Below are 26567 nucleotides of genomic sequence, written 5' to 3'. Positions count from 1 at the left end.
GACGGCGCCACGTACCCCTCAGCGCAAGTGCGCCGTGTCGTTCAGCAGCCGCACGCTCGCGTTGCCGTCCCCGTAGTACGCCACCGCCGACAGCGACGCCGCCGAAAGCTCCATGCGGAACAGCGACTCCGGGGGCGCGCCGAGCGCGAGCCGGACCAGGGTCTTGATGGGCGTGACGTGCGTGACGAGCAGCACGGTACGGCCCGCGTACGCGGCAAGGAGCTTCTCGCGCGCTGCCTCGACCCGCGTCGTGACCTCGGCGAAGGACTCCCCGCCGGGCGGCGCGACGTCCGCCGACGCCAGCCACGCGTTCAGCTCGTCGGGCTGCCGCTCGCGCACCTCCGCGAAGGTCAGCCCCTCCCAGTCCCCGAAGTCCGCCTCGCGCAGGCCCTCTTCGAGGTGTACGTCGAGTCCGAGCCGGGCGGCGACGGTGCGGGCGGTCTCCTGGCAGCGCAGGAGCGGGGAGGAGACAACGGCTTGTACGGTGCCGCGGGCGGCCAGCGCGGCGGCGACCCGGACCGCCTGCTCCCGGCCGATGTCGGAGAGGGACGGATTGCTGCCGCCGCTGCCGGAGAAGCGCTTCTGGGGCGTCAGCGGGGTCTCGCCGTGGCGCAGCAGCACGAAGGTCGCGGGGGCGCCGAGGTCGGCGGACGCGCCCCAGCCGACGGGCGGAGCCGCCGTGACGGCCTCACTCGCCCCGGCCCCGGCCGCGACGGACCGCGCCGCACGCACATCGGCCTCGGCCCCCGCCGCCGTACCGGAAACACCAGAAACGGCAGAGACGGCAGAAACACCGGAAGCGGGCGTCCCAGCAGCCCCCGCCCCCGCCCCCGCCATCGCCGCCCGCGCCTTCGCCGCACCAGCGGCCGCGTCCCCGGGCGGACCGGCCGGAGCACCGACGCCCGCGGTCGAGCGCCCCGCCCGCGCGGGCCGGTCCAGCTCCGCAGTGGACGCCGAGGGCGACCACTGCTCGCCCCGCTTGCCCGCGTCCATCGCCTCGTTGGCGAGCCGGTCCGCGTGCTTGTTCTTCTCGCGGGGGATCCACTCGTACGTCACCTGGGCGGCGGGCAGAACCCGCGCCGCCTCGGCCGCGAGGGGCTTCATGTCGGGGTGCTTGATCTTCCAGCGGCCCGACATCTGCTCGACGACCAGCTTGGAGTCCATGCGGACATGGACCTGCGCCGCCGGGTCCAGGGCGTGGGCCGCCTTGAGGCCCGCGACCAGGCCCTTGTACTCGGCGACGTTGTTCGTCGCGACGCCGATGTACTCGGCGGCCTCCGCCAGGGTCTCCCCGGACTCCGCGTCGATGACGACCGCGCCGTAGCCCGCGGGCCCCGGGTTGCCCCGGGAGCCGCCGTCGGCCTCGACGATGAACTCCCGCACCGCGCCCGCCCCTTACAGACCGGACTCGGAGGTGCGCACCAGGATGCGGCTGCAGTTCTCGCAGCGCACGACCTTGTCGGGCGACGCCGCCTTGATGTCGTTCACCTCGGTGATGTCCAGCTCCAGGCGGCAGCCCTCGCAGCGCCGCTGGTGGAGCTTGGCGGCGCCGACGCCGCCCTGCTTCGCGCGCACCTTGTCGTAGAGCGTGATCAGGTCGGCGGGGATGGAGGCGGCGATGAGCTCGCGGTCCTTGGTGACCGTGCCGGCCTCGCGGTCGAGCTCGCCGGTCGCGGCGTCACGGCGGCCCGTCGCGTCGTCGATCTTCGACTGGACGGAGGAGACGCGCTCGGTCAGCTCCCGCACGCGCTCCTGCGCGGACTCGCGGCGCTCCATGACCTCCAGGACGACGTCCTCGAGGTCGCCCTGGCGCTTGGCGAGGGAGGCGATCTCCTTCTGGAGGCTCTCCAGGTCCTTGGGCGAGGTGATGGCGCCGGAGTCCAGGCGCTTCTGGTCGCGGGCGGCGCGCTGGCGCACCTGGTCCACGTCCTGCTCCGCCTTGGTCTGCTCGCGGGCGCAGTCGCTCTCCTCGGTCGTCGCGGCGACGAGCAGGTCGCGGTGCTGCGTGAGGTCGGCCGTCAGCGAGTCGATCTCGGCGTGCTCGGGCAGCCCCTGGCGCTTGTGCGCGAGCTGCTTGAGGCGTACGTCCAGGTCCTGGAGGTCGAGGAGACGGATCTGGTCGGCGGGCGCGGCGTTCAGTTGGGGGCTCCAGGGGTGCTAGCGGGTGAGGACGCCGAGTGGGCGGTCCAGGGGTCGGTGACCGTCTTCGAGACGTGGACGCGAAGTCCCCATCCGTTCCGGTCGGAGATCTCGTCGAGCTGGGCCGCGGCCAGCTCGCACCAGGGCCACTCGGTGGCCCAGTGCGCGGCGTCGAGGAGCGCGAGCGGCGCCTGGGCGCGCGCCTCGGAGACCGGGTGGTGGCGCAGGTCGGCGGTGAGGAAGGCGTCCACGCCCGCGGCCCGGACGGCGTCGAAGAGGCTGTCGCCGGAGCCGCCGCTGACCGCGACCGTGCGGATCGGCTGCTCCGGGTCGCCCGCGACGCGGATGCCCTGCGCCGTGGCGGGCAGGCACTTGGCCGCGCGGTCGGCGAACTCGGCGAGCGTCAGCGGGTGTTCGAGCGCGCAGACACGGCCGAGGCCGCGCCGTCCGTGCTCGTCGGTGGCGTCCGGTACGAGGGGTCCCACGACGCGCAGGTCGAGGGCGCCCGCGAGGGCGTCGCTCACCCCGGGGTCGGCGGAGTCGGCGTTGGTGTGCGCGACGTGCAGGGCGATGTCGTTCTTGATCAGGTCGTGCACGACCCGGCCCTTGAACGTCGACGCCGCGACCGTCGTCGTACCCCGCAGATACAGCGGGTGGTGCGTGACGAGCAGGCCGGCGCCCAGGCGCACCGCCTCGTCGACGATCTCCTGGACGGGGTCGACGGCGAACAGGACCCGCGAGACCTCGGCCTCGGGATCGCCGCACACGGTGCCGACGGCGTCCCACTGCTCGGCCCGCTCCGCGGGCCACAGGGCGTCGAGAGCGGCGATGACTTCAGACAGACGGGGCACCCCGCAAGGCTACCTTCCCGGCGTGCCCCTCAGGCCATGGGTCACGTACGGCTGAAGTGCCGTGACAAGCGGCTACGTACGCGGCCGAGCGCGACCTGTCCGGCTACTTGACGAGGTGGTCGCGGAGGTCGCCGAGGACCTGGTCCGCCGCCGTCACGCCGAGGCCCAGGTACCAGGTCTCGTCCGGGACGTCCTTGGCGTGCCCGGCCTTCACTGCGCCGAGCTTCTTCCAGAGCGGGTTCTGCTCGGCGGCGGAGCGGCCGGTCTTCTTGGCGTCGCCGTAGACACCGGTGAAGATCCAGTCGGCGTCGGCCTCGTCGATCTTCTCCGGGCTGATCTCGGTGGCGAGCTCGAAGGGCTGCTGGTTCTTGGGGCGGGGCAGCCCGGCGTCGTTCAGGATGGTGCCGATGAAGGACGCCTTGGCGTAGAGGCGGATGCGGTCGGGCATGTAGCGCAGCATCGTGACGGTGGGCTTGTCGGCGCCGATGTCCTTGCCGAGGGCCTTCGCCTTCTTCTCGTACGCGCCCAGCTCGGCCTTGGCGTCGGCGGTGCGGTCGAGCGCGGCGGCGTTGAGGAGGTAGTTCTCCTTCCAGGTGAAGCCGGGGCGCACGGAGAAGACGGTGGGGGCGATCTTGGAGAGCTGCGGGTAGAGCTTGGCGGCGCGCAGCTCGCTGCCGAGGATCAGGTCGGGCTTGAGGTTCGCGATCGCCTCGAGGTTGAGCGCGTTGATGGTGCCCACGTTCTTGGGGCTGCCCGCGTTCTTCTTCAGGTACGAGGGGATGCCGTCGTCGCCCTCGGTGGGGGCGTAGCCGACGGGCTTCACGCCGAGGGACACGACGTTGTCGAGCTCGCCGACGTCCAGGACCACGACCCGCTTCGGCGCCGCCTTGAGCTCCGTCTTGCCCATGGCGTGCGCGATGGTGCGCGGGAACTGGCCGGGCCCCGCGCTCGTGCCCATCTTCGCCGTCTTCTCGGCGGCCTGGGCGAACTCGTCGCCGCCCTGGGCGACGGCCTTGCTGCCGTTCTCGGACTTGCCCGAGCCGTCGTCGCCGGAGCCGCAGGCCGCGAGGGCGAGCGCGCCGGCCACGGCGAGGGCGAGGGCGGCGGTACCGCGGTGCGGGCGACGGCGTGGGGACATCGGTACTCCAGGGAGCTGCGTGTGCTTCGCGACTTAGGGTCGCCTAACTCTAAGCGACTCCCGGCGCAGTCGTCCCCGCCCTCCCAGGCGCAGCACAGTCGCCACCGGCTTCTCAGGCGAATCGTCACTTCGCCACACGTACGCGTGAAGCGGGATGCCTCGCGTGCCACGCCAGGACGTACGAAAACTAGCGTCGCCGACGGAGGTGACCCCAGATGACAGCCCCTGTGGCCGAGCCCTCACCCGCGCCTTCGTCCCCGCCCGCCTCCCTGTCCGGCGGCGGGTCCGTGGCCGGGCGGTGGACCAGAATCGTTCCCGGGTCCGGGGCGGGGGAGCCGGAGGCCCCGGCGCTCTCGCCCACCCCTGTGCGCGAGGCGGACGCCCCCGCCTCCGCGTGCGAGGCGGATGCCCCCGCCGCTCCTCCCCAGCCGGGCGCACCGGCCCCGGCCCCCACTCTCACCGCCGACGGTGTGTACGCGGCGCGGCTCGCGCAGCGGGGCGGTTGCTGGTTCCCGGAGCGGTGGACACTCGACTCGGCGGAGCCGTACGCGGTGCCGCTGCCCGTGCACCAGCCCGAGGAGCCCGGGACCCGGGTGCTTCCGATGGCCGACGGGCGGGTGCTCGTGCACCGCCGCGCCGACGGGCGGCACCTCTTCTCCCTCCTCTATCCCACAGGCCCCGGCACCGGCGAGGTGCCGCTCGGCGGTGTGCAGTGCGAGGGCGCCGAGCTGAGCCTGCTGCCGCCCGCCCCGCGCGGCGCCTACGCCTACGCCCTCGCGGCCGGGGCGCGTTCCACGGCGGTGTGGCTGGTGGCGGGCGGCGCGTTCGGGCCCGAGCACCTCGCCGAGATCCCCGGCCGCTGCACGGGCGGCGTCTGGCTGGACCGCACCAACCGCATGCTGGCGCTCGACCGCGAGTTGGACGGCCGTACGAAGACGGTGGCGGTGGACCTGGAGCGCGGCGGCGAGGTGACCCCCCTCCTCCAGATCGCCGACGACAGCGACGACCGCCTGCTCCTCGCGGACGCCGACAGCGGGCTGCTCCTCATCCGCTCGGACGCGCCCGGCGAAACCCGGCTCGGCTGGGGGGTGTTGGGCAGTACCCGGCCCGTACGCTTCCCCGAATGCCTCCGCATGCCGGGCCACGCGGTGACGCCCTTCGCGATCCAGCCCGGCCAGGTCCTGATGCCGGAGAGCTGCGCGGTGGCCCTCCGGGTGGACGACGGCTCGGACGACTCGGCGCCCCGCCTGTGCGGTTGGCGCCCCGCCGACCGGCAGGTCCACCAACTTCCCACCCCCGCCGGGTGGTTGGCCGGTGCCGGCCGCTGCACGCGCGACGGCGTCCTTGAACTGCCGTACGTCACCGGCTCCGTGCCGTGCGGGATGGCGCGGGTCGAGGTGCCCGCTCCCGCCCCGGGCGCGAAGGCGTCCGCCGAGGTGAAGGAGGCCAGCGGCGGCGCGCGGGCGGCGCGGCCCGTGCCGTTGCAGCAGGCGCCTCTCGGCGGGCGCGGGGCGGTTGGTTAGACTCGCCCGGCTGTACGAACGATCTTTGCTACGGGGTGAGTTTGTTGACTACCGAGAATGTGGCGGCCGAGCCGCGGGTTGCCCCTCATGAGGGGCCGGCCCTCACGGGGGCGGGGCGACACCGGGGGCCGGTGGCCGAGCACGACGAGGAGGCGGCTCCCCGGGGGAAGCATCGCCGCGACCCGGAGGATTCCGGCTCCTGAAGCCGAGGGCCACACCCCCGGGGGCTCCGCCCCCGGCCCCGCTATATCCCCCACCCACCCGCCCCTACGCTCCCTGTCTGGGGCTTCGCCCCTTTCCCCCTGATCGGCGCTTCGCGCCTCGTCCTCAAGCGCCGGACGGGCTGATAGTGCCCGCTACGGGCAGTCGTGCAAGTTTGGGCGGGTGGGTGGGAAATAGCCCGTCCGGCGTTTGAGGACGAGGCCGTCCAGGCCGATGGCGGGGGTCCGGGGGCGGCAGCCCCCGGTTTCGGGAAGGGGCGGGATTGGGGAGCTCCCAGCCGGGCCTACCCCCTCCGCAACCCCAGAACCTCCGCCGCCCCGAACGTCTCCCCCTCCGGTCGGGAGGCGAAGTACGGGGACAGCGCCTCGTCCAGCTCCCCGTACCGGAACACCCCGCCCGCCGAGTCGAACTGCGCAGCCACCCGGGGCCGCTCCACCACCGCCACCATCCCGCCGTGCACAACGAGCACCTGCCCATTGACCCGCCCCGCCGCAGGCGAAGCCAAGTACCCCACCAGGGGCGCCACATGCTCGGGCGCGAGAGGGTCGACCTCCCCCTCCCCGGGCTCGGCGAACCCCGCGAAAACGTCGGACGTCATCCGCGTCCGCGCCCGCGGACAGATCGCGTTGGCCGTCACCCCGTACTTGGCGAGAGCCAACGCCGTGGAAGTGGTGAGCCCCACGACCCCGCCCTTGGCGGCGGCGTAGTTGGGCTGCCCGGCCGACCCGGCGAGGAACGCCTCCGAGGAGGTGTTCACGATCCGCCCGTACACGGGCCCACCCGCCTCCTTGGAGCGCTCACGCCAGTGCGCGGCCGCGAAGTGGACGGTGTTGAAGTGCCCCTTGAGGTGCACCCGGATCACGGAGTCCCACTCGTCCTCCGACATGGAGAAGATCATCCGGTCCCGCAGGATGCCCGCGTTGTTGACGAGGATGTCGAGCTTGCCGTACGTACCGATCGCCAACTCGACGAGATCGCGGGCCTGTTGGTGGTCGGCGACGTCGCCGGTGTGGGCGACGGCCTTCCCGCCCGCGTCGCGGATCTCGGCGGCGACCTCCTCGGCGGGTGCGGCCGACGCCGCGCCGGACCCGTCGCGGCCGGGCTGCCCGAAGTCGTTGACGACGACGCTCGCGCCGAGCCGGGCGAGTTCGAGTGCCTCGGCGCGCCCGAGCCCGCGCCCCGCGCCGGTGACGACGCCGGCGAGACCTTCAAGTGGCAGTGACATGAAAGGCCAAACCCCTCTCCAGGAAAACTCCGGCACGCCCCGCGGGCGCCTCGACTCCTGCCCCGCACAGCCCCTCAGATCTCAATGCACGTCCGCAACGCCACCCCCGACCGCATCTGCTCCAACGCCTCGTTGATCTCGGCCAGTTGCACCCGGTGCGTGATCATGCCCTCCAGGTCGACCCGTCCCGCGCGCCACAGGGCGATGGCCCGCTCGTACGACTGGAGGACGTCCCCGCCGCCGTACAGAGACGGCAGTATCCGCTTCTCGTCGAAGAACAGCTCGAACATGTTGAACTGCACCTGGTCGTCCATGGCGCCCGCGCCGACGACGCAGAGGGTGCCGCCGCGCCGGGTCGCCTCGTACGCCTTGCGGGCGGTCGCGGACTTGCCGACGACCTCGAAGACGTAGTCGAAGCCCTCGCCGGCGGTCAGGCGCTGGTTGATGTCGGGGAGTTCGTCGGGGCCGACGGCCTGGGTCGCGCCGAAGCGCAGCGCGGCCTCGCGCCGGGACGCGACCGGGTCGACGGCGACGATCTCCGCCGCGCCCTTGAGCCGCGCGCCCTGGATCGCCGAGACGCCGACGCCGCCGCAGCCTATGACGGCGACCGACGAACCGGCCGCGACGTCGGCGGTGTTGATGGCGGCGCCGAGCCCCGTGGTGACGCCGCAGCCGATCAGCGCGGCGATGTCGAAGGGCACGTCGTCCGGTATCGGCACGGCGCAGGCCGCGTCGACCACGACCTCCTCCGCGAAGGTGCCGGTGCCCGCGAAGCCGAAGACGTCGGAACTGTCGCCTGCCCGCTTGAAGTTGGGGATGCCCGCGTTCATGAACCCGGCGAGGCAGAGCTGCGTCTGGCCGCGCCGGCACGCCGGACACTGTCCGCACGCCGGGAGCCAGCACACCAGGACCCGGTCGCCCGCCTTGACGTTGGTGACGCCTTCGCCGACCTCGATGATCTCGCCCGCGCCCTCGTGCCCGGGGACGAACGGCGCGGGCTGCGGCAGCACGCCGTTCATCGCGGAGACGTCGGAGTGGCAGAGGCCGGTGGCCCGGACGCGGATCCTGGCCTTGCCGGGGCCGAAGCCCACCGCCTCGATGTCGTCGAGCACGTCGAGCTTGTCCTGGCCTGTCTCGTGCAGTACGGCTGCGCGCATGGCTGTGCGGCTCCTCTCATCCCGGCGGTACGTGACCGGCGGTACGTGACGTCAGTTCAGCTCCACGCATCAGTTCAGCTCCACGACCGTGTCCACGAGGACCGGCGCGTGTCCGCGTTCGACGGCCGTGACGGCGACCTGCACCCGTCCTTCCGATTCCCACATGCCGACGCGCAGCGTCTCGCCCGGGAAGACCACCCCGGCGAAGCGCGTGGCGTAGGCGCGCACGCGGCTCACGTCGCCGCCGAGGACGGTGTCCACGACGGCCTTGAGCGTCATCCCGTACGTACAGAGGCCGTGCAGGATGGGCCGGTCGAAGCCTGCGAGCTTGGCGAACTCGGGGTCGGCGTGCAGCGGGTTCCAGTCGCCGGACAGGCGGTAGAGCAGGGCCTGGTCGGCGCGCACGTGCCGCTCGACGGCCTTGTCGAAGGGGCGGTCCGGTGCTTCGAGGCGCGCGGACGGGCCGCGCTCGCCGCCGAAGCCGCCCTCGCCGCGCACGAAGATCTGCGCGTCGCTGGTCCACAACGGGCCCTCGTCGTCGGCTGCTTCGGAGCGCAGCACGATGACGGCGGCCTTGCCCTTGTCGTACACGGCCGCGACCTTCGCGGTGGTGGCGGCCCGGCCCTTGACGGGGATCGGGCGGTGCAGCTCGACGCGCTGGCCGCCGTGCAGCACGGCGGCGAGGTTCACGTCGATGCCGGGGGCCGCGAGGCCGCCCATCATGCCCATGCCCGCGCCCGCGACGGTGGCGAAGCTGGGCAGGACGTGCAGCCGGGACTCCAGTGTGTAGCGGAGTTCGTCGGGGTCGGTGGCGGGGCTCGGCAGGTCCGGGTTGGCGCCCGCGCCGAGGCCGAGGTGGTAGAGCTGGATGTCCTTGTGGTCCCAGGTGATCTCGGCGCTGCGGGGTTCGGCGGCGAGCGCCTTCGCGGCATCGATGGGCATGGGTGGGCTGCTCCTCGCGGGTCAAGACCTCGGTGCGACTGTCCGCACCGTCGGCCGCACCGAGGTCGTCTGCGACGGCCCAGACACCTGCTCCCGCACCCGTTCTAGAACGCGTTCTAGGCCGATGGCCCCATGTATAGCCCAGCGCCCCACGCTTGTGAAGAGTGCTGACGTCACGTCAGATACGCCCGCCGGGGCCGCCCCGGCCGCCCACCCGTGACATTTGTCCTGGCCAAGTCCGTACGGAACACCACTGCCGCGCAGGCACCCCCGATCCGTACCGTCGGGAACGTACAGACGCACGAGACACACACGACGGGGGAGCGACGAGAGATGTCCCGGATGCCGAGGGTGACCTGCCGGATGCACGACCTGCGCGCGGCCCGCGGCGCCCACCGGGAGCGCAGGGAGGCCTGGCGCCGGCAGAAGGCGGACTGGCGGGAGCGGAAGCGGGCCGGGGACCCGGACGCCATGGTGCACTCAGGACCGCCCAACGGCTTCGCGCTGCTGCCGTGGCTGCTCATGGGCCTGGGCGCGTTCTCGCACCTGCTCCAGGGCAAGTCCGCGAACCCGTGGATCGGCGGCATCGGCCTGTTCGTCTTCAACTCCCTCTACGTCGCCGTCGCCTTCCGCGCCTTCCACAAGCAGGCGCGCGAGTCGCGGGCGACGATGGCCGCGCTGTTCGCGATGGGCGCGATCACCGTCGGCCTCGCGGCCGGGTACGGCGGCAGCTGGCTGATGTTCTTCCCGCTGTTCGGCCTCGCGGTGGGCGCGGTGGTCCGGGGCCGCCGCCTCGGTCCGGTGGGGCTCGGCCTCGCCGCGCTCGCGGGGGCCGTCGGCGGGCTCCGGGACGGCTGGGGCGGCATCAACATCGCGTACGGCACGTTCCTGTCCACGATGGTGACGGCGGCGATCCTCTCCCTCTCCGAGGCGGTACGGGATCTGCGCGCCGCCCGTGAGGAACTGGCGCGGCGGGCCGTGGCGGAGGAACGGCTGCGCTTCTCGCGCGACCTGCACGATCTGCTCGGCCACACGCTCTCCCTGATCGTCGTGAAGTCGGAGGCCGCGCGCCGCCTCGCGCCGCGGGACACGGCCGCGGCCCTGACCCAGCTCGCGGACATCGAGACCGTCGGCAGGCAGGCCCTCACCGAGATCCGCGAGGCCGTCACCGGCTACCGCGACGCGGCCCTCGCCGCCGAGCTGGACCGCGCCCGCGAACTCCTCGACGCCGCCGGGGTCGAGGCGGTCGTCCGCCAGTCCGGGCCCCCGCTCGCCCCGCCCACGGAAGCGCTCCTCGGCTGGGTGGTCCGCGAGGCGACCACCAACGTCGTACGCCACGCACGCGCGACCCACTGCGAGATCGAGCTCGCCGCCACCCCCGAGGAAACCCGCCTGACCATCACGGACGACGGCCGTGGCGAGGGCTCCACGCCACCCGGCAACGGCCTGAAGGGCCTGGGCGAGCGCCTCACGGCGGCGGGCGGGTCACTGGAGTCGGGCGCGGGGACGCGTGGCGGGTTCCGGGTGGCGGTGGTGCTGCCGATGTCGGCGGGCATGGAACCCGCGGCCGCCGGGGCCCGGGAACAGCGCGCCTAGCCGTGGACTGCGACCGCTCCCCCGACGCCGCGTGTTCCGCTGCCCGGCGCGTGCGATCGGGCCGGTCACCATACTGTTTCCCCGTGGACGAGATGCCGCAGGACCACCGCCCCGCACGATCCGTACGCGTCCTCCTCGCCGAGGACCAGGGCATGATGCGTGGCGCGCTCGCGCTGCTGCTCGGCATGGAGCCGGACATCGAGGTCGTCGCGCAGGTCGGGGCGGGGGACGAGATCGTGCGTACGGCGTTGACCGCACGGCCCGATGTGGCGTTGCTCGACATCGAGCTGCCGGGGCGCAGCGGCCTGGAGGCTGCGGCGGAGTTGCGGGACGAGTGTCCTGACTGCCGGGTGCTCATTCTCACGACCTTCGGCAGGCCCGGGTATCTGCGGCGGGCCATGGAGGCGGGCGCGGCCGGGTTCCTCGTCAAGGACGGGCCCGTGGAGGAGCTCGCCGAGGCGATCCGGGCCGTGCTGCGGGGCGAGACCGTGATCGATCCCGCCCTCGCGGCGGCCGCGCTCGGGGCCGGGCCCAGTCCGTTGACCGCCCGTGAGGTGGATGTGCTGCGGGCCTCCGTCGACGGGGCCACGGTCGCCGACGTCGCGGAGAAGCTGCGTCTTTCGGAGTCGACGGTGCGGAACTATCTTTCGGCGGCCATCGGGAAGACGGGGACCCGGAACCGGATGGAGGCCGTGCGGGAGGCTCGGCATCAGGGGTGGTTGTAGCCCAGCCCTGTCAGCACCGCGTACGGGCCTACCCGCCGTCGCGGCACAGCGCGTTCGCGACCAGCTTCATCCCCGCCCGGTGCTGCCGCAGCGCGTCCTCGCCGGAGGTGGCCCACTCGGTGGACACCGAGGTGGTGACGGCGACCCGGCCGTCCTCGCTCACCGCGTTCCGGCTCATGTAGCCGATCTCGTCCCCGCCGTGGCCCCAGGCCCAGCCGCCGCACGGCAATTTGCTCTTCATCAGGCCGAGCCCGTACCGCGCGCCCGGGTACGGCACCTGGAACTCGTCGTTCAACGGGACCGTGCGCTTCATCTCCTTGAGCTGCGCGGGCTTCAGGACCTTGCCGCCGAGCAGGTCGCGGTAGAAGCGGTTCAGGTCGGCCGTGGTGCCGATGAGGCCGCCGGACGCGTTGGCGTCGTTGTACAGGGTCACGTCCACGAGCTTCGGCTTCGTGCTGAAGCGCTGGTAGCCGCGCGCATGCGGCTTCCGGAGGGTGGGCGAGTTCCCCGGGTGGTACGTGTGCCGCAGCCCGAGCGGCTTGAGGAGCCGGTCCCGTACCTGGTCGTGCCAGGTGTGGCCGGTGGCCTTCTCGATGACCATGCCGAGCAGGATGTATCCGATGTTGGAGTAGCTCCAGCCCTTGCCGGGGCGGAAGTCCGGGCGGTGCCGCATGGCCCGTTCGACCAGTTGCTCGGGGGTGAACGGGTGGAAGCGGACCTCTTGGTACTCCTTCGCGGACTCGATGCCGGGGTAGTCGTCGTGGATGCCGCTGGTGTGCTGGAGCAGTTGGCGAAGGGTGATCCTCCGGCCGTCGTTGCCGTTGCCGCGCACCACGCCCGGCAGCCACTTCTCGACGGGGTCCGTCAGCGCCACCTTCCGCTCACCGACGAGTTGGAGCACGACGGCCGCCACGAACGTCTTGGTGTTGCTGGCGATCCGGAAGTGGCCGCCGTCGGGCACGGGGCGGCCCGTACGGATGTCGGCGGTGCCGCTCGTCACGGTGTCGGGGGCGTGCCTGCCGCCGCTCACCCTGGCTTGTACGCCGATGGCGCCGGTGTCGCGTACGGCGTCGGCGTCGCGCTGGAACTGGGTGTGCCGCGCGGTGGTCTCAGCGGGGGCGGGACTGTCGCCCTGGCTCTCCCCCGCGACGGCGTGGCTGACGGCCGTCGGCACGGCGACCGCCACGGTGAGGGCGGCGGCGATCCCCAGGGTGACGCGGCGGCGGCGCGCCTTGCCGCTTCGTCGGGACGGGTTCGGTGACACGGAACCTCCAGGAGCAGGACTCGGACGTGGTGTACGTGAGCACCATCGACGCTAGGAGCGGGGCCCCTGAGCCGGCGTCGCCCGCCGGGAGGGGACGTCGGGGCAACTTTCGTTCCGTGTGCTGCGTCTTGCGAGACCGCTGGTCGTACGTTGGCGGCGGGGCGGCTGGGCGCCGCCAGGGCGAAGACCCGCGCGGCGGGCGGGGCGGGGACGGCGACGGGAGCGGGCATGGCTGAGGGCTGGTGGGGGCGGCGCGGTACGGACTGGTCCGTACGGTTCGTACGGGCGTCGCCGCGCGGTTCCGCAGGGGAGCCACCCCGTTTCGTCGGCGCGCTGCCCGGTTCCGCACCAGCGTCGGCCGGTTCCGTACAGGCGTCGGCCGGTTCCGCAGAGGCGCTGCCCAGTTCCATTCCGGCGTCGGCTGGTTCCGCAGAGGCACCGCCCGCATCCGCACCGGCGTCGGCCCGTTCCACCGAGGCTCCGCCCGGTTCCGTGCAAGCGTCGGCCCGTTCCGCCGAGGCACCGCCCGGTTCCACACCGGCGCCGCCCGGTTCCGCAGAGGCACCGCCCGCATCCGCACCGGCGTCGGCCGACTCTCCACGGACACCGTCCAATTCCCCTCGGACACCGCCCAGTTCCGCACGGGCACGCGTCCGGTCCCTACAGGCGGCCGCCGCCGCCCTGCGCCGCAGACTCGCCGGACGCCCCGCCGACGTACTCCTCGCCGCCGCCTTCACCGTCATCGCCGTGCTCCTCCGCCTCGACCAGCCCTGGCCCGACGGAGTCGGCCCGTCCGCCGTCGCCGTCGGGCTGCTCGTCGGGGCGTGTGTCCCGCTGGTGTGGCGGCGTACGCGTCCGGGGCTCGCGCTGGGCGCGACGGCGGCCTGTTATCTGGTGGGCGACCTGCTCGACCCCGCCGGTGACAACGCCCAGTCCGTGTTCCTGGCCTGCTACTCGGTGGCCCGGCACACGCCCGCGCCGCGCAGCCTCCTCGCTCCCGTCGTGCTCACCGCGGCGCTGCTCGCCCCGGAGTTGGCCGACGGCCGGCTGAACGTGTACTCCTCGGCCGACACCGCCGTCCCGCTCGGCCCCGCCGACTACCTGGTGGCCGCAGGACTGGCCGCCGCAGCATGGCTCCTCGGCTGGTCACGGCGCCGACTGCACGAGGACGCCGCGCGCCTGCGCGACCTCGCCGAACGGCTCCGCGCCGAACAGCGCGTGAGCGCCCGGCGCGCGGTGACCGCCGAGCGCGCGCGGATCGCCCGCGATCTGCACGACCTGGTGGCCCACCACGTCAGCGCCATCGCCCTGCAGGCCCGCGCGGTCACCGTCGTACTCCCGGACGACACGCACGCCGCAGGTCAGGGGGTGGCCGCGATCAGCGAGGCGGCGGACACCGCCCTGGACGAGATGCGCGGCCTGGTCCAACTGCTCGCGGACCTGCCGCCGGAGAGCGGCGCCGGGGGTTCCGGGGGTACGGGGCCGGTGTCGGGGGCGCCGCTCCCGCAGCCCTCGCTGCGCCACCTGGAACAGCTGACCGGCGAGTCCGGGGCGGCGGGCTGCCCCGTCGCGCTCGCCGTGACCGGGCCGGTGACGGAGCTGCCGCCCGCCGTGCAGGTCTCGGCGTACCGCGTCGTGCAGGAGGCGCTGTCGAACGTACGCAAACACGCGGGCGCCGTCCCCGTCCGCGTCGAACTGTCCTGCTGGAACGGCCGGTTGACCGTCACGGTGGAGAACGCGGCGCCCGCGCCGGACCGCCGTCCGATGCCCGGGTCCGGGCTCGGCCTCGTCGGCATGCGTGAGCGCACCGCGCTGTTCGGCGGCACGCTCCTCGCGGAGCCGGTCGCGGACGGCGGCTGGCGGGTCGTGGCCACGTTCCCTCCACAGCACAGCGGTGCGTACGCGCTGGAGGGCGGCCGGTGAAGCGGCCGGTGCGGGTGCTGACCGTGGACGACCAGGAGCTGGTCAGGACGGCGCTGCGGGCGATGCTGCGGCGTACGGACGTCGAGGTGGTGGGCGAGGCGGCGGACGGCGCGCGGGCCGTCGAGGCGGCCTACGAACTGCGCCCGGACGTGGTCCTGATGGACGTACGGATGCCCGGCATGACCGGCGTCGACGCGACCGCGCGGATCGTCCGCGACTGGCCGCACCCGGAGGTGCCGCGCCCCCGCGTGCTGGTCCTGACGACGTTCGACCTGGACGAGTACGTGCACGCCGCGCTGCGCGCCGGGGCCAGCGGGTTCCTCCTGAAGAACACCACGCCGGAACTGCTCGTCGAGGCGATCGGAGTGGTCGCGGCGGGCGAGTCGATGCTCGCGCCGACGGTCACGCGACGGCTGATCCGGACGTTCTCCGACCTGCCGCCGCCACTGCTGTCGGGCGGTGACCCGCTGGACGCGCTCACCCGGCGCGAACGCGACGTCGCGGAACTCGTCGCCCGCGGCCTCTCCAACGCGCGGATCGCCGCCTCCCTCGGCCTCACCGAAGCCGGGGTCAAGAGCACCGTCAACCGCATCCTGACCAGGCTCGGCCTGGAGAACCGCGTACAGATCGCGATCCTCGTGCTCGCGGCGGAACGCCCTGGCGAAGCGACCGAAGCAACCGAAACGACCTAGTCCTCGGCCTCACGCCCCGCCCGCGGCATCCCGAGCAGCACCACCCCCACCGCCACCACCAGGAACACCGCGCCCCACAGGAACGCCTGCGCGTAGCCCTCGGCGAGGGCGTGGGTGCCGGGGCGTTCGCCGGTGCGGGAGGCGGCGATGGTGGAGAGGACGGCGAGGCCGAGGGAACCGCCCATCGTGCGGGAGGTGTTGATGAGTCCGGCGACCAGGCCCGCGTCGCCGGGGTCGGCGCCGCTGGTGGCGAGGGAGGCAAGAGGCGTCCCGGCCAGTCCCGCGCCGAGCATCATGAGGATGCCGGGCAGCATGATCGAGGTGACATACGCCCCACTGGCGTCGAGCACCTGCCACTGCCACACGAAGCCGACGGCGGCGACGAGGACACCGACGACCGTGACGCCGCGCGCCCCCATGACCCGCATCAGCCGGGGCGCGACCTTGGAGCCGACGACGACGCTCACCGAGCTGGGGATGAGGGCGAGCCCGGCCTCCAGCGGGCTGTAGCCGAGCACGTTCTGGGCGTACAGGGTCATGAAGAACCACATGGCGAACATGCCCATGCCGCAGACGAACATCGTGGCGTTGGCGGCCGACACCGAGCGCACGCGGAACAGCTTGAGCGGCATCAGCGGCACCTTGGAGCGCGCCTCGACGAGGAGGAAGGCCGCGATCAGGGCGGCGCCGACGGCCAGCGGCACCAGGGTCGTGGCGGCGGTCCAGCCCTCCACCTCGGTCTGCACGATGCCGTACGCGAGGGTGGCGATGCCGCCGGTGACGAGGACGGCGCCCGGCAGGTCGAGGCGGCGCGCGGTGGCCGCGCGGCTCTCGCTGATCCAGCGCATCCCGGCGGCGAGGACGAGGACGCCGATGGGTACGTTGACGAGCAGCACCCACCGCCAGGAGAGGCCGTCGGTGAGCACGCCGCCGACGAGTCCGCCCGCGGCGCCGCCGCCCGCGCCGACGGCGGACCAGGTGGCTATGGCCCGCACCCGGGCCGCCCCCTCCGGCACGGCGGACGTCAGGATCGTCAGGGTCGAGGGCGCCAGCACGGCGGCCCCGAGCCCCTGCACCGCCCGCGCCAGGAGCAGTTGCCAGCCCTCCTGCGCGAGCCCGCCGACCAGCGAGGCCAGCGTGAACAGGCCGAGCCCCACCAGGAACATCCGCTTCCGCCCGAACAGGTCCCCGGCACGCCCGCCGAGCAGCATGAACCCGGCGAAGGCGATGGAGTACGCGTTCACCACCCACTGCAGCCCCGTGGCGCTCAGCCCGAGGTCGGCGCGCATCGACGGCAGTGCCACGTTCACGACGGACACGTCGAGGACGACGAGGAACTGTCCGGCGCACGCGGCGGCCACGACGAGCCAGGTGGGCGGTGCGGTGCGGCCGGGTATCCGGGAGGTCGGGGTGTCGGCGGGGGTCTGCAGCATGGGCCCCATGCTGACAGCACGACTCATGGCCCGTACATCGGAAAAAAGCGGCAGGGGCTTGGGTCCCGGGACCTAGGTCCTCGGCCGCGTGAGCAGCGTCACCACCGCGGCCCCGCCGAGCCCGATGTTGTGCGCGAGCCCCACCCGCGCCCCCGGCACCTGGCGCGGGCCCGCCTCGCCCCTCAACTGCCAGGTGAGTTCGGCGGCTTGGGCGAGGCCCGTGGCGCCGAGCGGGTGGCCCTTGGAGATGAGGCCGCCGGAGGGGTTCACCACCCAGCGACCGCCGTACGTCGTCGCGCCCGACTCCACGAGCTTGCCGGAGTCGCCCTCGTCACACAGGCCGAGGGCCTCGTAGGTGAGGAGTTCGTTGATGGAGAAGCAGTCGTGCAGCTCGATGACGTCGAGGTCGGCGGCGGTGAGGCCCGAGGCTTCGTACGCCTGCCGTGCGGCGGCCCTGGACATGGGCAGGCCCACGACGTCGATGCAGGAGCCGGACGCGAAGGACTCCGCCGTGTCCGTCGTCATGGCCTGCGCGGTGATCTCCACCGCCCGGTCCGCGAGGCCGCGCCGTTCCACGAACGCCTCGGACACCACGAGCACCGCCGCCGCGCCGTCCGACGTCGGGGAGCACTGGAGCTTGGTGAGCGGGGCGTGGACGGGCTTCGCGGCAAGGATGTCGTCGGCGCTGTACACGTCCTGGAACTGGGCGTTCGGGTTGTCGGCGGAGTGGGTGTGGTTCTTCGCGGCGACCGCGGCGAGCTGCGCGGGCGTCGTGCCGTACCGCTCCATGTGCTCGCGGGCCGCGTTGCCGAAGATCTGGGCCGTGGGCGGTGTCGCCTCGAAGCCGTGCCGGGCGGCCATCACGCCGTAGTGCCGGGCCACGGGTGAGGTCGCGAAGTCGCCGTCCCCGCCCGAGCCGAGCGCGCCGCGCTTCATCTTCTCGAAGCCCAGGGCCAGCACGCAGTCGGATCCGCCGCCCTCGACGATCTGCCTGGCCAGCATCAGCGCCGTCGAGCCCGTGGCGCAGTTGTTGTTGACGTTGTAGACCGGCACTCCGGTGAGGCCCAGTTCGTACGCGGCGCGCTGGCCGGCCGTCGAGGCCTGGAAGCAGTAGCCGGCCGCGACCTGCTCCACGTCTTCGTACGCGATCCCGGCGTCCGCGAGGGCGGCGGTGCCCGCCTCCTTCGCCATGTCCCAGTACTGCCAGTCCCGGGTCTCGGGCTTCTCGAACTTCGTCATGCCGACACCGACGATGTAGCTCTTCACCGCTGGGGCTCCTTCGGATGGGTGGGTTCAGTCCCGGGGCAGGCCGAGGATGCGTTCGGCCACGACGTTGAGCTGGACCTGGGTGGTGCCGCCCGCGATGGTCAGACAGCGCGAGAGGAGGAAGCCGTGGACGGCGCGCTCGGCCGGGCCTTCGCGCAACGCGCCCTCGGGGCCCAGGAGTTCGAGGGCAAGCTCGGCCACCTTCTGCTGGTGCGTGGTCTGCAGCAGCTTGCGCACCGAGGCGCCCGCGCCCGGCTCCGCGCCCGCCACCTGCCGCGCGGTCGTGCGCAGGGCGATGCAGGCCAGCGCGTGCGCCTCGGCGGCGAGCGCGCCGACGCGGGCGCGGGTCGCGCCGTCCAGGCCCGGCGCGCGGGCGAGCAGCGACTCCAGGCCGGTGTCGAAGGTCAACTGGTCGGCCATGTGGACGCGTTCGTTGCCGAGGGTGTGGCGGGCGACCTTCCAGCCCGCGTCGACGGCGCCCACCACGGCGTCGGCGGGCAGGCGTACGTCGTCGAAGTACACCTCGTTGAAGAGGCTGTCGCCGGTGATCTCGCGCAGCGGGCGGATGTCGATGCCCGGGGTGTTCTTCATGTCGACGAGGAAGTAGGTGAGGCCCTTGTGCTTGGGGGCCTCCGGATTCGTACGGGCGAGCAGGATGCCGTGGTCCGCCCACTGGGCCGCGCTCGTCCACACCTTCTGCCCGGTGATCCGCCAGGAGCCGTCGGGGGCGCGCTCCGCCCGTGTCCGCAGCGCCGCCAGGTCCGAGCCCGCCTCCGGCTCGCTGAACAGCTGGCACCACAGCAGCTCCCCGCTCAGCGTCGGCCCGAGGAGGCGCTCCCGCTGCTCCTCGGTGCCGTACGCGATCAGTGAAGGCACCACCCAGGTGCCGATGCCCAGGTCGCTCAGGCGCACCCCGGCGTCCGCCAACTCCCGCTGGACGGCGAGCTGTTGGACGGGGTCGGCGCCCAGGCCGTGCGGGGGCGGCAGGTGCGGGGCGGCGTGACCGGTGGGGGCGAGGGCGCGGCGGGCCGCCGCGGGGTCGAGGCCGCGGGCGCGGGCGATCACCTCACGGGCCTCGGCGCGGTACGCCGCCGCCTCCGGGGGCAGCTCCACCCGCAGCTCCCGCCGCGCCCCCGCCTCCGCGAGCCGCACCGCGCGCAGCCGGTGCGCGTCCCCGGCCCCGAGCAACTGCCGCGCCACCAGGGCCCGCCGCAGATACAGGTGCGCGTCGTGCTCCCAGGTGAAGCCGATGCCGCCGAGGATCTGTACGCAGTCCTTGGCGCAGGAGTGGGCGGCGTCGAGGGCGGTGGCGGCGGCGAGGGCGCAGACGAGGGAGCGGGCTTCGGGGGCCTCGCGTTCGTACGACGCCTCCGTCTCGTCCGCCGCCCGCGCCGCGTCCCACGTCAGCGCCCGCGCCTGCTCCAGGCGCACCAGCATGTCCGCGCACAGGTGCTTGACGCCCTGGAAGCGGCCGACGGGATGCCCGAACTGCTCGCGCACCTTGGCGTGTTCGGTAGCCGTGTGCAGCGCCCACGCGGCCGTGCCGCACGCGTCCGCCGCGAACACCACGGCCGCGAGGTCGGCCACGTCCGCCGGGCCGAGGGCCAGCACCCGCGCCGCCGGGACGCGCGTCGCGTGCGCGGTCACCTCGGCGGTGGGCCTGGTCGGGTCGGCGCTCTCGTGTGTACGTACGGTCAGATCCGCCGCGTCCACGGCGGCCCACACCGTGCCGCGGGCGGAACGGGCCGCGAGGATCAGGAGGTCGGCGTCGGCGCCGGACAGGACGGGCGGGGCGGTGCCGTCGAGGACCAGGTCGGAGCCGTACGCAGCCGGGCCCGCACCTGAGCCCGGCCCCTCCCCCGCACCCGCCACCTCGACAGCCCGCACCGCCCCCGCCCCCAGCGCCACCGCCCCCACCCGCACCCCGCTCGCAAGATCCGCCGCGAGCTCCCGCGCCCCCGCGCGATGCAGCACAGCCGCGGCCAGCGCGTTCGCCGCGTACGGCCCCGGAAGCGCCGCCCGCGCCGCCTCCTCCAGGACGACGGCGAGGTCGAGCAGGCTCCCGCCCCCGCCGCCGTACTCCTCGGGCAGATGGACGCCGAGCAGCCCCTGCGCGGCCAGGCCGTCCCAGTGGGCGGGCGCGCCACCCGTGCCGGGCGGGGCGTCGAGCAGTTTGCGCACCGTCTCGGGCGGTGCGTCCCGGGCCGTCCAGCCGCGCACCGCCGCGGCCAACTCCCGCTGTTCTGGCGTGATTCCGATGCCCATGCGCACCCCTGCCGGTAGCCGCTGCCGGAACGGCGCCAGACTAGAACACGTTCCAATCTGACGGAAGGTCAGATGAGGACCCAGGAGTGGGCGACCGAGGTCAATGAGAGGTCAAGAGGTTCAAGAGTTCTTCTAGTTCGACGGGCGTCGGAATAGTAGCCCCGGGATACAGGTTCATCTTGCATGTACCTGCGGGTGGACCACCCGCCGCCGCTCTCGGTGCCACCGCTACGCCACCAGCCACGCCATCAGCCCCTTCGTCCCGGAGGCCGCACCCCCATGTCCCAAGCGACGACCCACCCCCGCGGTGACCGCGCAGCGCGCGGCATCGGCGGTGTCGTCCCCGTCCTCGCCTTCGCGGGCATCGTCGTCGCCGTCATGCAGACGCTGCTCGTCCCCGTCATCAAGGATCTGCCGACCCTGCTCGGCACCGAGCCGTCCAACGCGACCTGGGTCATGACGTCGACCCTGCTCGCGGGCGCGGTCTCGACGCCGATCATGGGCCGTCTCGGCGACCTGTTCGGCAAGCGGCGGATGATGCTCACCAGCCTCGCCGTGATGGTCGTCGGCTCCCTGGTCTGCGCGTTCACCGACGACCTGCTCGTGATGATCGTCGGCCGCGCGCTGCAGGGCTTCGCGATGGGCGCCATCCCGCTCGGCATCGGCCTGATGCGCGACGAGCTGCCGCGCGAGAAGCTCGGCTCCGCGATGGCCCTGATGAGCTCGTCCATAGGCGTGGGCGGCGGACTCGCCCTGCCGGTCGCCGCCCTGGTCGCCCAGCACGCCGACTGGCACGCGCTGTTCTTCGGCGCCGCGGGCCTCGGCGTGATCGCGATGCTGCTCATCGTCTTCCTCGTACCGGAGAGCCCGCTGCGCGCGCAGGGCACGTTCGACGTGGCCGGCGCGCTAGGTCTGTCCGCCGGGCTCGTGCTGTTCCTGCTGCCCATCACCAAGGGCAGTGACTGGGGCTGGAGTTCGGGCCTGACCCTCGGCCTCTTCGCGGCCTCCGCCGTCGTCCTGCTCCTGTGGGGCGTGATGGAGCTGCGCCTCAAGGCCCCGCTGGTCGACCTGCGCACCACCGCGCGGCGCGAGGTGCTGCTCACCAACCTCGCCTCGATCATGGTCGGCGTCGCCTTCTACGCCATCTCCCTCGTCCTGCCGCAGCTCCTGCAGCTGCCCTCGTCCACCGGGTACGGCCTCGGCCAGTCCATGGTCGTCGCGGGTCTGTGCGTGGCGCCGCTCGGCCTGACGATGATGTTCACCGCGCCGATCTACGCGCGCCTGTCGTCGAAGTACGGCCCCAAGATCACCCTGATCCTCGGCCTGCTGATCATCGCGATCGGCTACGGCGCGGGCCTCGGCCTGATGAGCGCCGCCTGGCAGACCATCGTCATCGCGGTGATCGTCGGCGCGGGCATCGGCCTCGCCTACTCCTCGCTGCCCGCCCTGATCATCGGCGCCGTCGACGCGTCCGAGACGGGCGCGGCCAACGGCCTCAACACCCTGATGCGCTCCATCGGTACGTCGGTGTCGAGCGCCGTGATCGGCATGGTGCTCGCCAACACCGCCACGCACGCGGGCCCCGTCGACGTACCGACCATGGAGGGCTTCCGCACCTCCTTCCTCATCGCCACCGGCGCGGTCGCGATCGGGCTGCTGCTCGCGCTGTTCCTGCCGGGCCGCGACCGGGCGCCGGCGGAACAGAAGACGCAGTTGCGGGCGAGCAGCGAGGAAGAAGCCAACCTGGAACGGGCCGAGCAGGCCGTGCGGGCGCTCGGCGGCTTCCAGGGGCGGGTGCTCGCCCCGTCGGGCGCGCCGCTCGCCCGCGCCAAGGTCACGCTGATCGACCACCGCGGCCGCCAGGCGGGCGCCGCGCTGACGGACGGCGAGGGCCGGTACGCCCTCGAAGTCCCCGCCGACGGCGCCTACGTACTCGCCGCGACCGCCGCGGGGCACGCGCCGCACGCCATGTCGGCGGCGCACCCCGGCGGGGAGCGGCCGGTCGAGGTGAACCTGGCGCTGCCGGGCGACAGCGAAGTCCTGGCCTGAGGCCCTGGGCCCACTCCCCCTGAACCACCACACCCCCGTCACCCCCCATGACGGGGGTGTGGTGCACGATGAGGCGCCCGCGCGTCCTGAACTCGCGGGCCCGTTCGCACCACGCGGGCCGCCACGCGCCCGCCCCGAGGAGGAACCCATGGCCGCCGAGCCCGCGCCGGACGTTCTCGACGCCTTCGAGGCCGCCAAGGGCTTCATGCCCGTGAAGGAGGGCCTCGCCCTGTACGCGGCGGCGGCCGAGGCGGCCGCGCTCGGGCTGCCCCTGATGGAGATCGGCACGTACTGCGGCCGCTCCACCCTGCTGCTCGCGGACGCGGCCCGCGCCGCCGGTGTGAGTGTGATCACGGTCGACCACCACCGGGGCAGCGAGGAGCAGCAGCCCGGCTGGGACTACCACGACCCGGACACCGTCGACCCTCAGGTCGGCCGCATGGACACGCTGCCGACGTTCCGCAGGACGCTGCACCGGGCCGGCCTGGAGGACCACGTCATCGCGGTCGTGGGCAGGTCCCCGCAGGTGGCGGCCCTGTGGAACACTCCGCTCGCCTTCGTCTTCATCGACGGCGGCCACACCGACGAGCACGCGGTCGCGGACTACGAGGGGTGGGCGCCGCACGTCGCCGAGGGCGGGCTGCTCGTCATCCACGACGTGTTCCCCGATCCGGTGGACGAGTGGACCGGGCAGGCCCCGTACCGGATCTACCTCCGGGCCCTGGATTCCGGGGCATTCACGGAGATCTCGGCCACGGACTCACTGCGCGTCCTGCGCCGAACCGGCGCGGTCGTCTGACGGCGCGGATAGGCTCGCCCCGTGTCGTACGTAGGTCCGGACAGTCATCCACCGCGCCCGCCCCGCCGCTTCCGCGGTGGCCGCCCGCTCGCGGTCGCCCTCGCCGTGCTGGTGCCCGGCGGTCTCGCCGGCTATCTCATCTGGGACTCCGCGAGCGAGTCCGACAGCGGAAAACCGGCCAGAACCCTGCCGTCGGCGAGCCGCTCGGAGCAGGGTTCGCCCTCGAAGCCGAGCGCGGACGCGAGCAGGTCCGGCAAGCCCGGGGCGTCCGCGAAACCGTCGAAGTCCAAGCCCGCGGACGACGACCCGAAGCCGTCCGCCGACCCCACCGCGGGCGGCCGCCCCGCCGCGTCCGGCCCCCTCAAGGGCAAGGTCGTCGTGGTGGACCCCGGGCACAACCCGGGCAACTTCAAGCACACCGCCGAGATCAACCGCCAGGTGAACATCGGCACGAACTCCAAGGAATGCGACACCACGGGCACGTCGACCAACAACGGTTACACGGAAGCCCGGTTCACCCTCGACCTCGCCCACCGCCTGCGCGACCTGCTGCACCGGCAGGGCGCCACGGTCCGTCTCACGCACAACGCCGACCGCCCCTTCGGCCCCTGCGTCGACGAGCGCGCCCGCATCGGCAACGAGGCGCGGGCCGACGCCGTGATCTCCCTGCACGCGGACGGCTCCGCCGTCGGCAACCGCGGCTTCCACGTCATCCTGCCCGCCTCCGTGAAGGGCGGCGCCGCGGACACCTCCGCGATCGTCGGTCCCTCCCGGGACTTGGGCGAACGCATCGCGGGCAAGTTCCTGAGCGCCACCAAGAGCGCCCCCTCCAACTACGTGGGCGACGGCACCGGCCTCGACGTCCGCCGCGACCTCGGCGGCCTCAATCTGTCCAAGGTTCCCAAGGTGTTCATCGAGTGCGGCAACATGCGCGACCCCAAGGACGAGGCCCTGCTGACCTCCGGCCCCTGGCGCCAGAAGGCGGCCCAGGGCCTGTCGGACGGGATCGAGAGCTTCCTGCGGGGGTAGTGCGGGTAGGTATGTCCCCGCACGTCACAGGAACGGCATCCCCTCGCGTCACGGGACGGCAACTGGCAGATCTTCACTGCGTGACGATCTTTATCTCAAGCAGACACCCCGGCTGAGCGAGCGATAGTGTCCTCCGTACGATGAGGGGCCACCCCCGCGCTACGCACACCGCGACACGACCGCGAATACGGCGGCAGCGACGCCTCCACCAACGAGACGACTGACGAAGGACCTGAAGTGAATTTCCGCTCCCTCACTCGAGGCGACGGCGTGGTGATCGGAGCAGCGGTGTTGCTCTTCATCGCGTCGTTCCTCGACACCTTTGACTCCGACGGCTCCGACAGCGACAAGCTGCCGATCGCCTGGGACAACGGCAACCTGCTGATGAGCGTGTACCTGCTCGGCGTCATCGGCGCCGCGCTCATCGTCGTGGGCCGCGGCATGGGACAGCGCAAGGTCGTCGGCCTCGACCTGGGACAGGTCGGCGTCGTCTTCACCATCGCCGCCGCGTGGAGCTCGCTCGGCGCGATCTTCGACACGGACCAGTCGTTCGGCTTCCTCTTCGAGCAGCTCGGCAGGCAATTCGGCGGCAGCGGCGGTGGCGCCGAGTCCCCCGACGCCGGCATGGGCCTGATCCTCGGCCTGATCGCCACGCTGGCCATGGCCGCCGCCGCGGTCGCCACGAACATCGTCCCCGCCCTCAAGGCCCCCCTCGCGGGCGCTGCGGGCCCCAAGGCCCCGCAGCCCTACGGCGGCCAGCCGCAGGGTGGCTACGGCTACCCGGGCGCGCAGGGCCAGCCCGGTCAGCCGAGCCAGCCCTACGGCGCCCAGCCGGGCCAGCCGCAGCAGTCCTTCGGCGGTCAGCCGCAGGGTGGCGGCCAGACCCCGCCGCCCGCGCAGGCGCAGCAGGCCGGCGCTCCCGCCGCGGACTTCTCGCCGTTCTGGTTCGCCGTCCCGGTGCCGCGCCCGCTCTACCCGGAGGACGGCTCGCCGACCCCCATCGCGGAACTGGCCCCCGGCACCTGGTACTTGGCCGTGGAGCAGCGCGGCCAGAGCCTGGTGGCCCAGACGCAGGACGGCCGTCGCGGCGTGCTGCAGGACACCACGGGCATCCAGCGCGGCTGATCCTTTCCTCGCGCACACGGCCCCTCGCCCTTCCGGGCGGGGGGCCGTTGCCGTACAGTCCGGGCGGCGACAGGCATCTGACGTTGCGTCAGTTCCGTACGTACCGAGGAGGGCGCATGCGGCTCGGTCTTGCACTCGGGTACTGGGGGCGCGGGCCCGACCCGGAGCGGCTGGCGCTCGCGCGGGAGGCCGAGCGGCTCGGGTACGACTCCGTGTGGACGGCGGAGGCGTGGGGGTCGGACGCGTTCACGCCGTTGACGTGGATCGCCGCGCACACCTCGCGGATACGGCTCGGTACGGCCGTGGCGCAGATGGCTGCCCGGTCGCCCACCACCACCGCCATGCACGCCCTCACCCTCGACCACCTCTCGGGCGGGCGCGTCCTGCTCGGCCTCGGGCTTTCGGGGCCACAGGTGGTGGAGGGGTGGTACGGCAGGCCGTTCCCCAAGTCGCCGCTCACCGCTACGCGGGAGTACGTCGATGTCGTACGGCAGGTGCTGCGGCGGGAGGGGCCTGTGGCCGTGGACGGGCGGTTCCACCCGCTGCCGTACGCGGGCAACGACGGGACCGGGCTCGGCAAGCCGCTCAAGTCGATCACTCATCCGCTGCGTGCCGATCTGCCCATTCTGCTGGGCGCCGAGGGTCCCAAGAACGTCGCGCAGACCGTGCGGATCGCGGACGGGTGGCTGCCGCTGTACTGGTCGCCCACGCGGACCGACGTGTACGAGGCGTCGCTCGGCGGCGACGGTGGTCTGCGGGAGGGGTTCATGGTGGCGCCCCTGGTGCGGGCCACGGTGTGCGACGACGTGGGCGAGGGGCTGCTGCCCGTCAAGGCCATGCTCGGGTTCTACATCGGCGGCATGGGGCACGCGGCCCGTAACTTCCACGCCGACCTGATGGGGCGCATGGGGTACGAGGAGGAGGCGCGGCGCGTGCAGGAGCTGTTCCTGGCGGGGCGCCGCGAGGAGGCCGTGCTCGCCGTGCCGGACGCGTTCGCCGACGAGATCTCGCTGGTCGGGCCGCGTGCGCGCATCGCGGAACGGCTTGAGCTGTGGCGCAAGGGCCCGGTGACGGACCTGCTGGTGCTCGCCACCGACCCGCACACCCTGCGCACGCTCGCCGACCTCAACTCCTAGACGCTACGGCCCACTTCACAGGCGTACGCCCACTCGTCGACGTACGCCCCCTCATCGACGTACGGACG

Annotated in this window: 21 protein-coding genes; 10 read left to right on the top strand and 11 right to left on the bottom strand. The window is 73.2% G+C overall.

Annotation, left to right across the window (positions count from 1 at the left end):
* Positions 1-18 precede the first annotated feature (18 nt).
* The 4 genes from IEY91_RS15665 to IEY91_RS15650 form a co-directional block, all read right to left on the bottom strand.
* Positions 19-1383, bottom strand: a complete 1365-nt coding sequence (locus IEY91_RS15665) for a bifunctional RNase H/acid phosphatase (RefSeq protein WP_189174377.1) — start codon at positions 1381-1383, stop codon at positions 19-21.
* 12 nt (positions 1384-1395) lie between these two features.
* Complete coding sequence (locus IEY91_RS15660; protein WP_189174502.1) at positions 1396-2139, bottom strand: zinc ribbon domain-containing protein; 744 nt, start codon at positions 2137-2139, stop codon at positions 1396-1398.
* A complete protein-coding gene (locus IEY91_RS15655) occupies positions 2136-2990 on the bottom strand; it encodes a Nif3-like dinuclear metal center hexameric protein (RefSeq protein WP_189174376.1) in 855 nt (284 codons plus the stop codon). The genes IEY91_RS15660 and IEY91_RS15655 overlap by 4 nt, the downstream gene beginning before the upstream one ends.
* Before the next feature lie 103 nt (positions 2991-3093).
* Entirely contained in the window at positions 3094-4128 is a 1035-nt protein-coding gene (locus IEY91_RS15650) for an ABC transporter substrate-binding protein (RefSeq protein WP_189174375.1), read from the bottom strand.
* 215 nt (positions 4129-4343) lie between these two features.
* Between IEY91_RS15650 and IEY91_RS15645 the strand changes: the two genes are divergently transcribed.
* Complete coding sequence (locus tag IEY91_RS15645; RefSeq protein ID WP_229696977.1) at positions 4344-5651, top strand: hypothetical protein; 1308 nt, start codon at positions 4344-4346, stop codon at positions 5649-5651.
* 505 nt (positions 5652-6156) lie between these two features.
* On the opposite strand, the gene IEY91_RS15640 is transcribed toward IEY91_RS15645, so the two are convergent.
* From IEY91_RS15640 to IEY91_RS15630, 3 genes are all read right to left on the bottom strand, one after another.
* A complete protein-coding gene (locus tag IEY91_RS15640) occupies positions 6157-7098 on the bottom strand; it encodes a 3-oxoacyl-ACP reductase (RefSeq protein WP_164325552.1) in 942 nt (313 codons plus the stop codon).
* A 74-nt stretch (positions 7099-7172) separates the two neighbouring features.
* A complete protein-coding gene (locus IEY91_RS15635; protein ID WP_164325550.1) occupies positions 7173-8255 on the bottom strand; it encodes a Zn-dependent alcohol dehydrogenase in 1083 nt (360 codons plus the stop codon).
* A gap of 69 nt (positions 8256-8324) precedes the next feature.
* A complete protein-coding gene (locus IEY91_RS15630) occupies positions 8325-9197 on the bottom strand; it encodes a MaoC/PaaZ C-terminal domain-containing protein (RefSeq protein ID WP_189174374.1) in 873 nt (290 codons plus the stop codon).
* 333 nt (positions 9198-9530) lie between these two features.
* Here IEY91_RS15630 and IEY91_RS15625 point away from each other — a divergent pair, with 333 nt between their 5' ends.
* Positions 9531-10793 carry a sensor histidine kinase gene (locus IEY91_RS15625; RefSeq protein WP_189174373.1) on the top strand — a complete coding sequence of 421 codons (1263 nt, stop codon included), beginning with the start codon at positions 9531-9533 and terminating at the stop codon, positions 10791-10793.
* Between the two features lie 92 nt (positions 10794-10885).
* Positions 10886-11518, top strand: coding sequence for a response regulator transcription factor (locus IEY91_RS15620; RefSeq protein ID WP_164328583.1), 633 nt, complete (start codon positions 10886-10888; stop codon positions 11516-11518).
* Positions 11519-11546: 28 nt separating this feature from the next.
* Here IEY91_RS15620 and IEY91_RS15615 read toward each other — a convergent pair whose 3' ends face one another.
* A complete protein-coding gene (locus tag IEY91_RS15615; RefSeq protein WP_189174372.1) occupies positions 11547-12782 on the bottom strand; it encodes a serine hydrolase domain-containing protein in 1236 nt (411 codons plus the stop codon).
* A 228-nt stretch (positions 12783-13010) separates the two neighbouring features.
* Here IEY91_RS15615 and IEY91_RS15610 point away from each other — a divergent pair, with 228 nt between their 5' ends.
* Together IEY91_RS15610 and IEY91_RS15605 are read left to right on the top strand one after the other, a co-directional pair.
* Positions 13011-14705 carry a sensor histidine kinase gene (locus tag IEY91_RS15610; protein ID WP_444545477.1) on the top strand — a complete coding sequence of 565 codons (1695 nt, stop codon included), beginning with the start codon at positions 13011-13013 and terminating at the stop codon, positions 14703-14705.
* Positions 14702-15397, top strand: a complete 696-nt coding sequence (locus tag IEY91_RS15605) for a response regulator (RefSeq protein ID WP_268240875.1) — start codon at positions 14702-14704, stop codon at positions 15395-15397. Before IEY91_RS15610 ends, IEY91_RS15605 begins: the two co-directional genes overlap by 4 nt.
* Here the strand turns inward: IEY91_RS15605 and IEY91_RS15600 are convergent.
* The 3 genes from IEY91_RS15600 to IEY91_RS15590 all read right to left on the bottom strand — a co-directional run bounded on the left by IEY91_RS15600 (position 15394) and on the right by IEY91_RS15590 (position 20361).
* Complete coding sequence (locus tag IEY91_RS15600) at positions 15394-16830, bottom strand: DHA2 family efflux MFS transporter permease subunit (RefSeq protein WP_189174370.1); 1437 nt, start codon at positions 16828-16830, stop codon at positions 15394-15396. The two genes, IEY91_RS15605 and IEY91_RS15600, sit on opposite strands and share 4 nt — an antisense overlap.
* A gap of 72 nt (positions 16831-16902) precedes the next feature.
* Positions 16903-18096 carry a lipid-transfer protein gene (locus IEY91_RS15595; protein ID WP_189174369.1) on the bottom strand — a complete coding sequence of 398 codons (1194 nt, stop codon included), beginning with the start codon at positions 18094-18096 and terminating at the stop codon, positions 16903-16905.
* Between the two features lie 27 nt (positions 18097-18123).
* Entirely contained in the window at positions 18124-20361 is a 2238-nt protein-coding gene (locus tag IEY91_RS15590; protein WP_189174368.1) for an acyl-CoA dehydrogenase family protein, read from the bottom strand.
* Positions 20362-20640: 279 nt separating this feature from the next.
* On the opposite strand from IEY91_RS15590, the gene IEY91_RS15585 reads away from it, so the two are divergent.
* The 5 genes from IEY91_RS15585 to IEY91_RS15565 all read left to right on the top strand — a co-directional run bounded on the left by IEY91_RS15585 (position 20641) and on the right by IEY91_RS15565 (position 26499).
* Positions 20641-22410 (top strand): MFS transporter, encoded by a 1770-nt coding sequence (locus IEY91_RS15585; protein ID WP_164325534.1) that lies wholly within the window; start codon positions 20641-20643, stop codon positions 22408-22410.
* A 148-nt stretch (positions 22411-22558) separates the two neighbouring features.
* Entirely contained in the window at positions 22559-23209 is a 651-nt protein-coding gene (locus IEY91_RS15580; RefSeq protein ID WP_164325532.1) for a class I SAM-dependent methyltransferase, read from the top strand.
* A 21-nt stretch (positions 23210-23230) separates the two neighbouring features.
* Positions 23231-24238 (top strand): N-acetylmuramoyl-L-alanine amidase, encoded by a 1008-nt coding sequence (locus IEY91_RS15575; RefSeq protein WP_189174367.1) that lies wholly within the window; start codon positions 23231-23233, stop codon positions 24236-24238.
* Between the two features lie 237 nt (positions 24239-24475).
* Positions 24476-25363 carry a hypothetical protein gene (locus tag IEY91_RS15570; RefSeq protein WP_189174366.1) on the top strand — a complete coding sequence of 296 codons (888 nt, stop codon included), beginning with the start codon at positions 24476-24478 and terminating at the stop codon, positions 25361-25363.
* Between the two features lie 116 nt (positions 25364-25479).
* The gene (locus IEY91_RS15565) at positions 25480-26499 is read left to right on the top strand and encodes an LLM class F420-dependent oxidoreductase (protein ID WP_189174365.1); all 1020 of its coding nucleotides are present in this window, start codon (positions 25480-25482) and stop codon (positions 26497-26499) included.
* The last annotated feature ends 68 nt before the right edge of the window (positions 26500-26567 follow it).

The sequence above is a fragment of the Streptomyces lasiicapitis genome (assembly GCF_014646335.1).
Taxonomy (GTDB): domain Bacteria; phylum Actinomycetota; class Actinomycetes; order Streptomycetales; family Streptomycetaceae; genus Streptomyces; species Streptomyces lasiicapitis.
The sequence above is the reverse complement of the archived record's forward strand: the minus strand, read 5'-3'. Positions and strand labels throughout refer to the sequence as shown.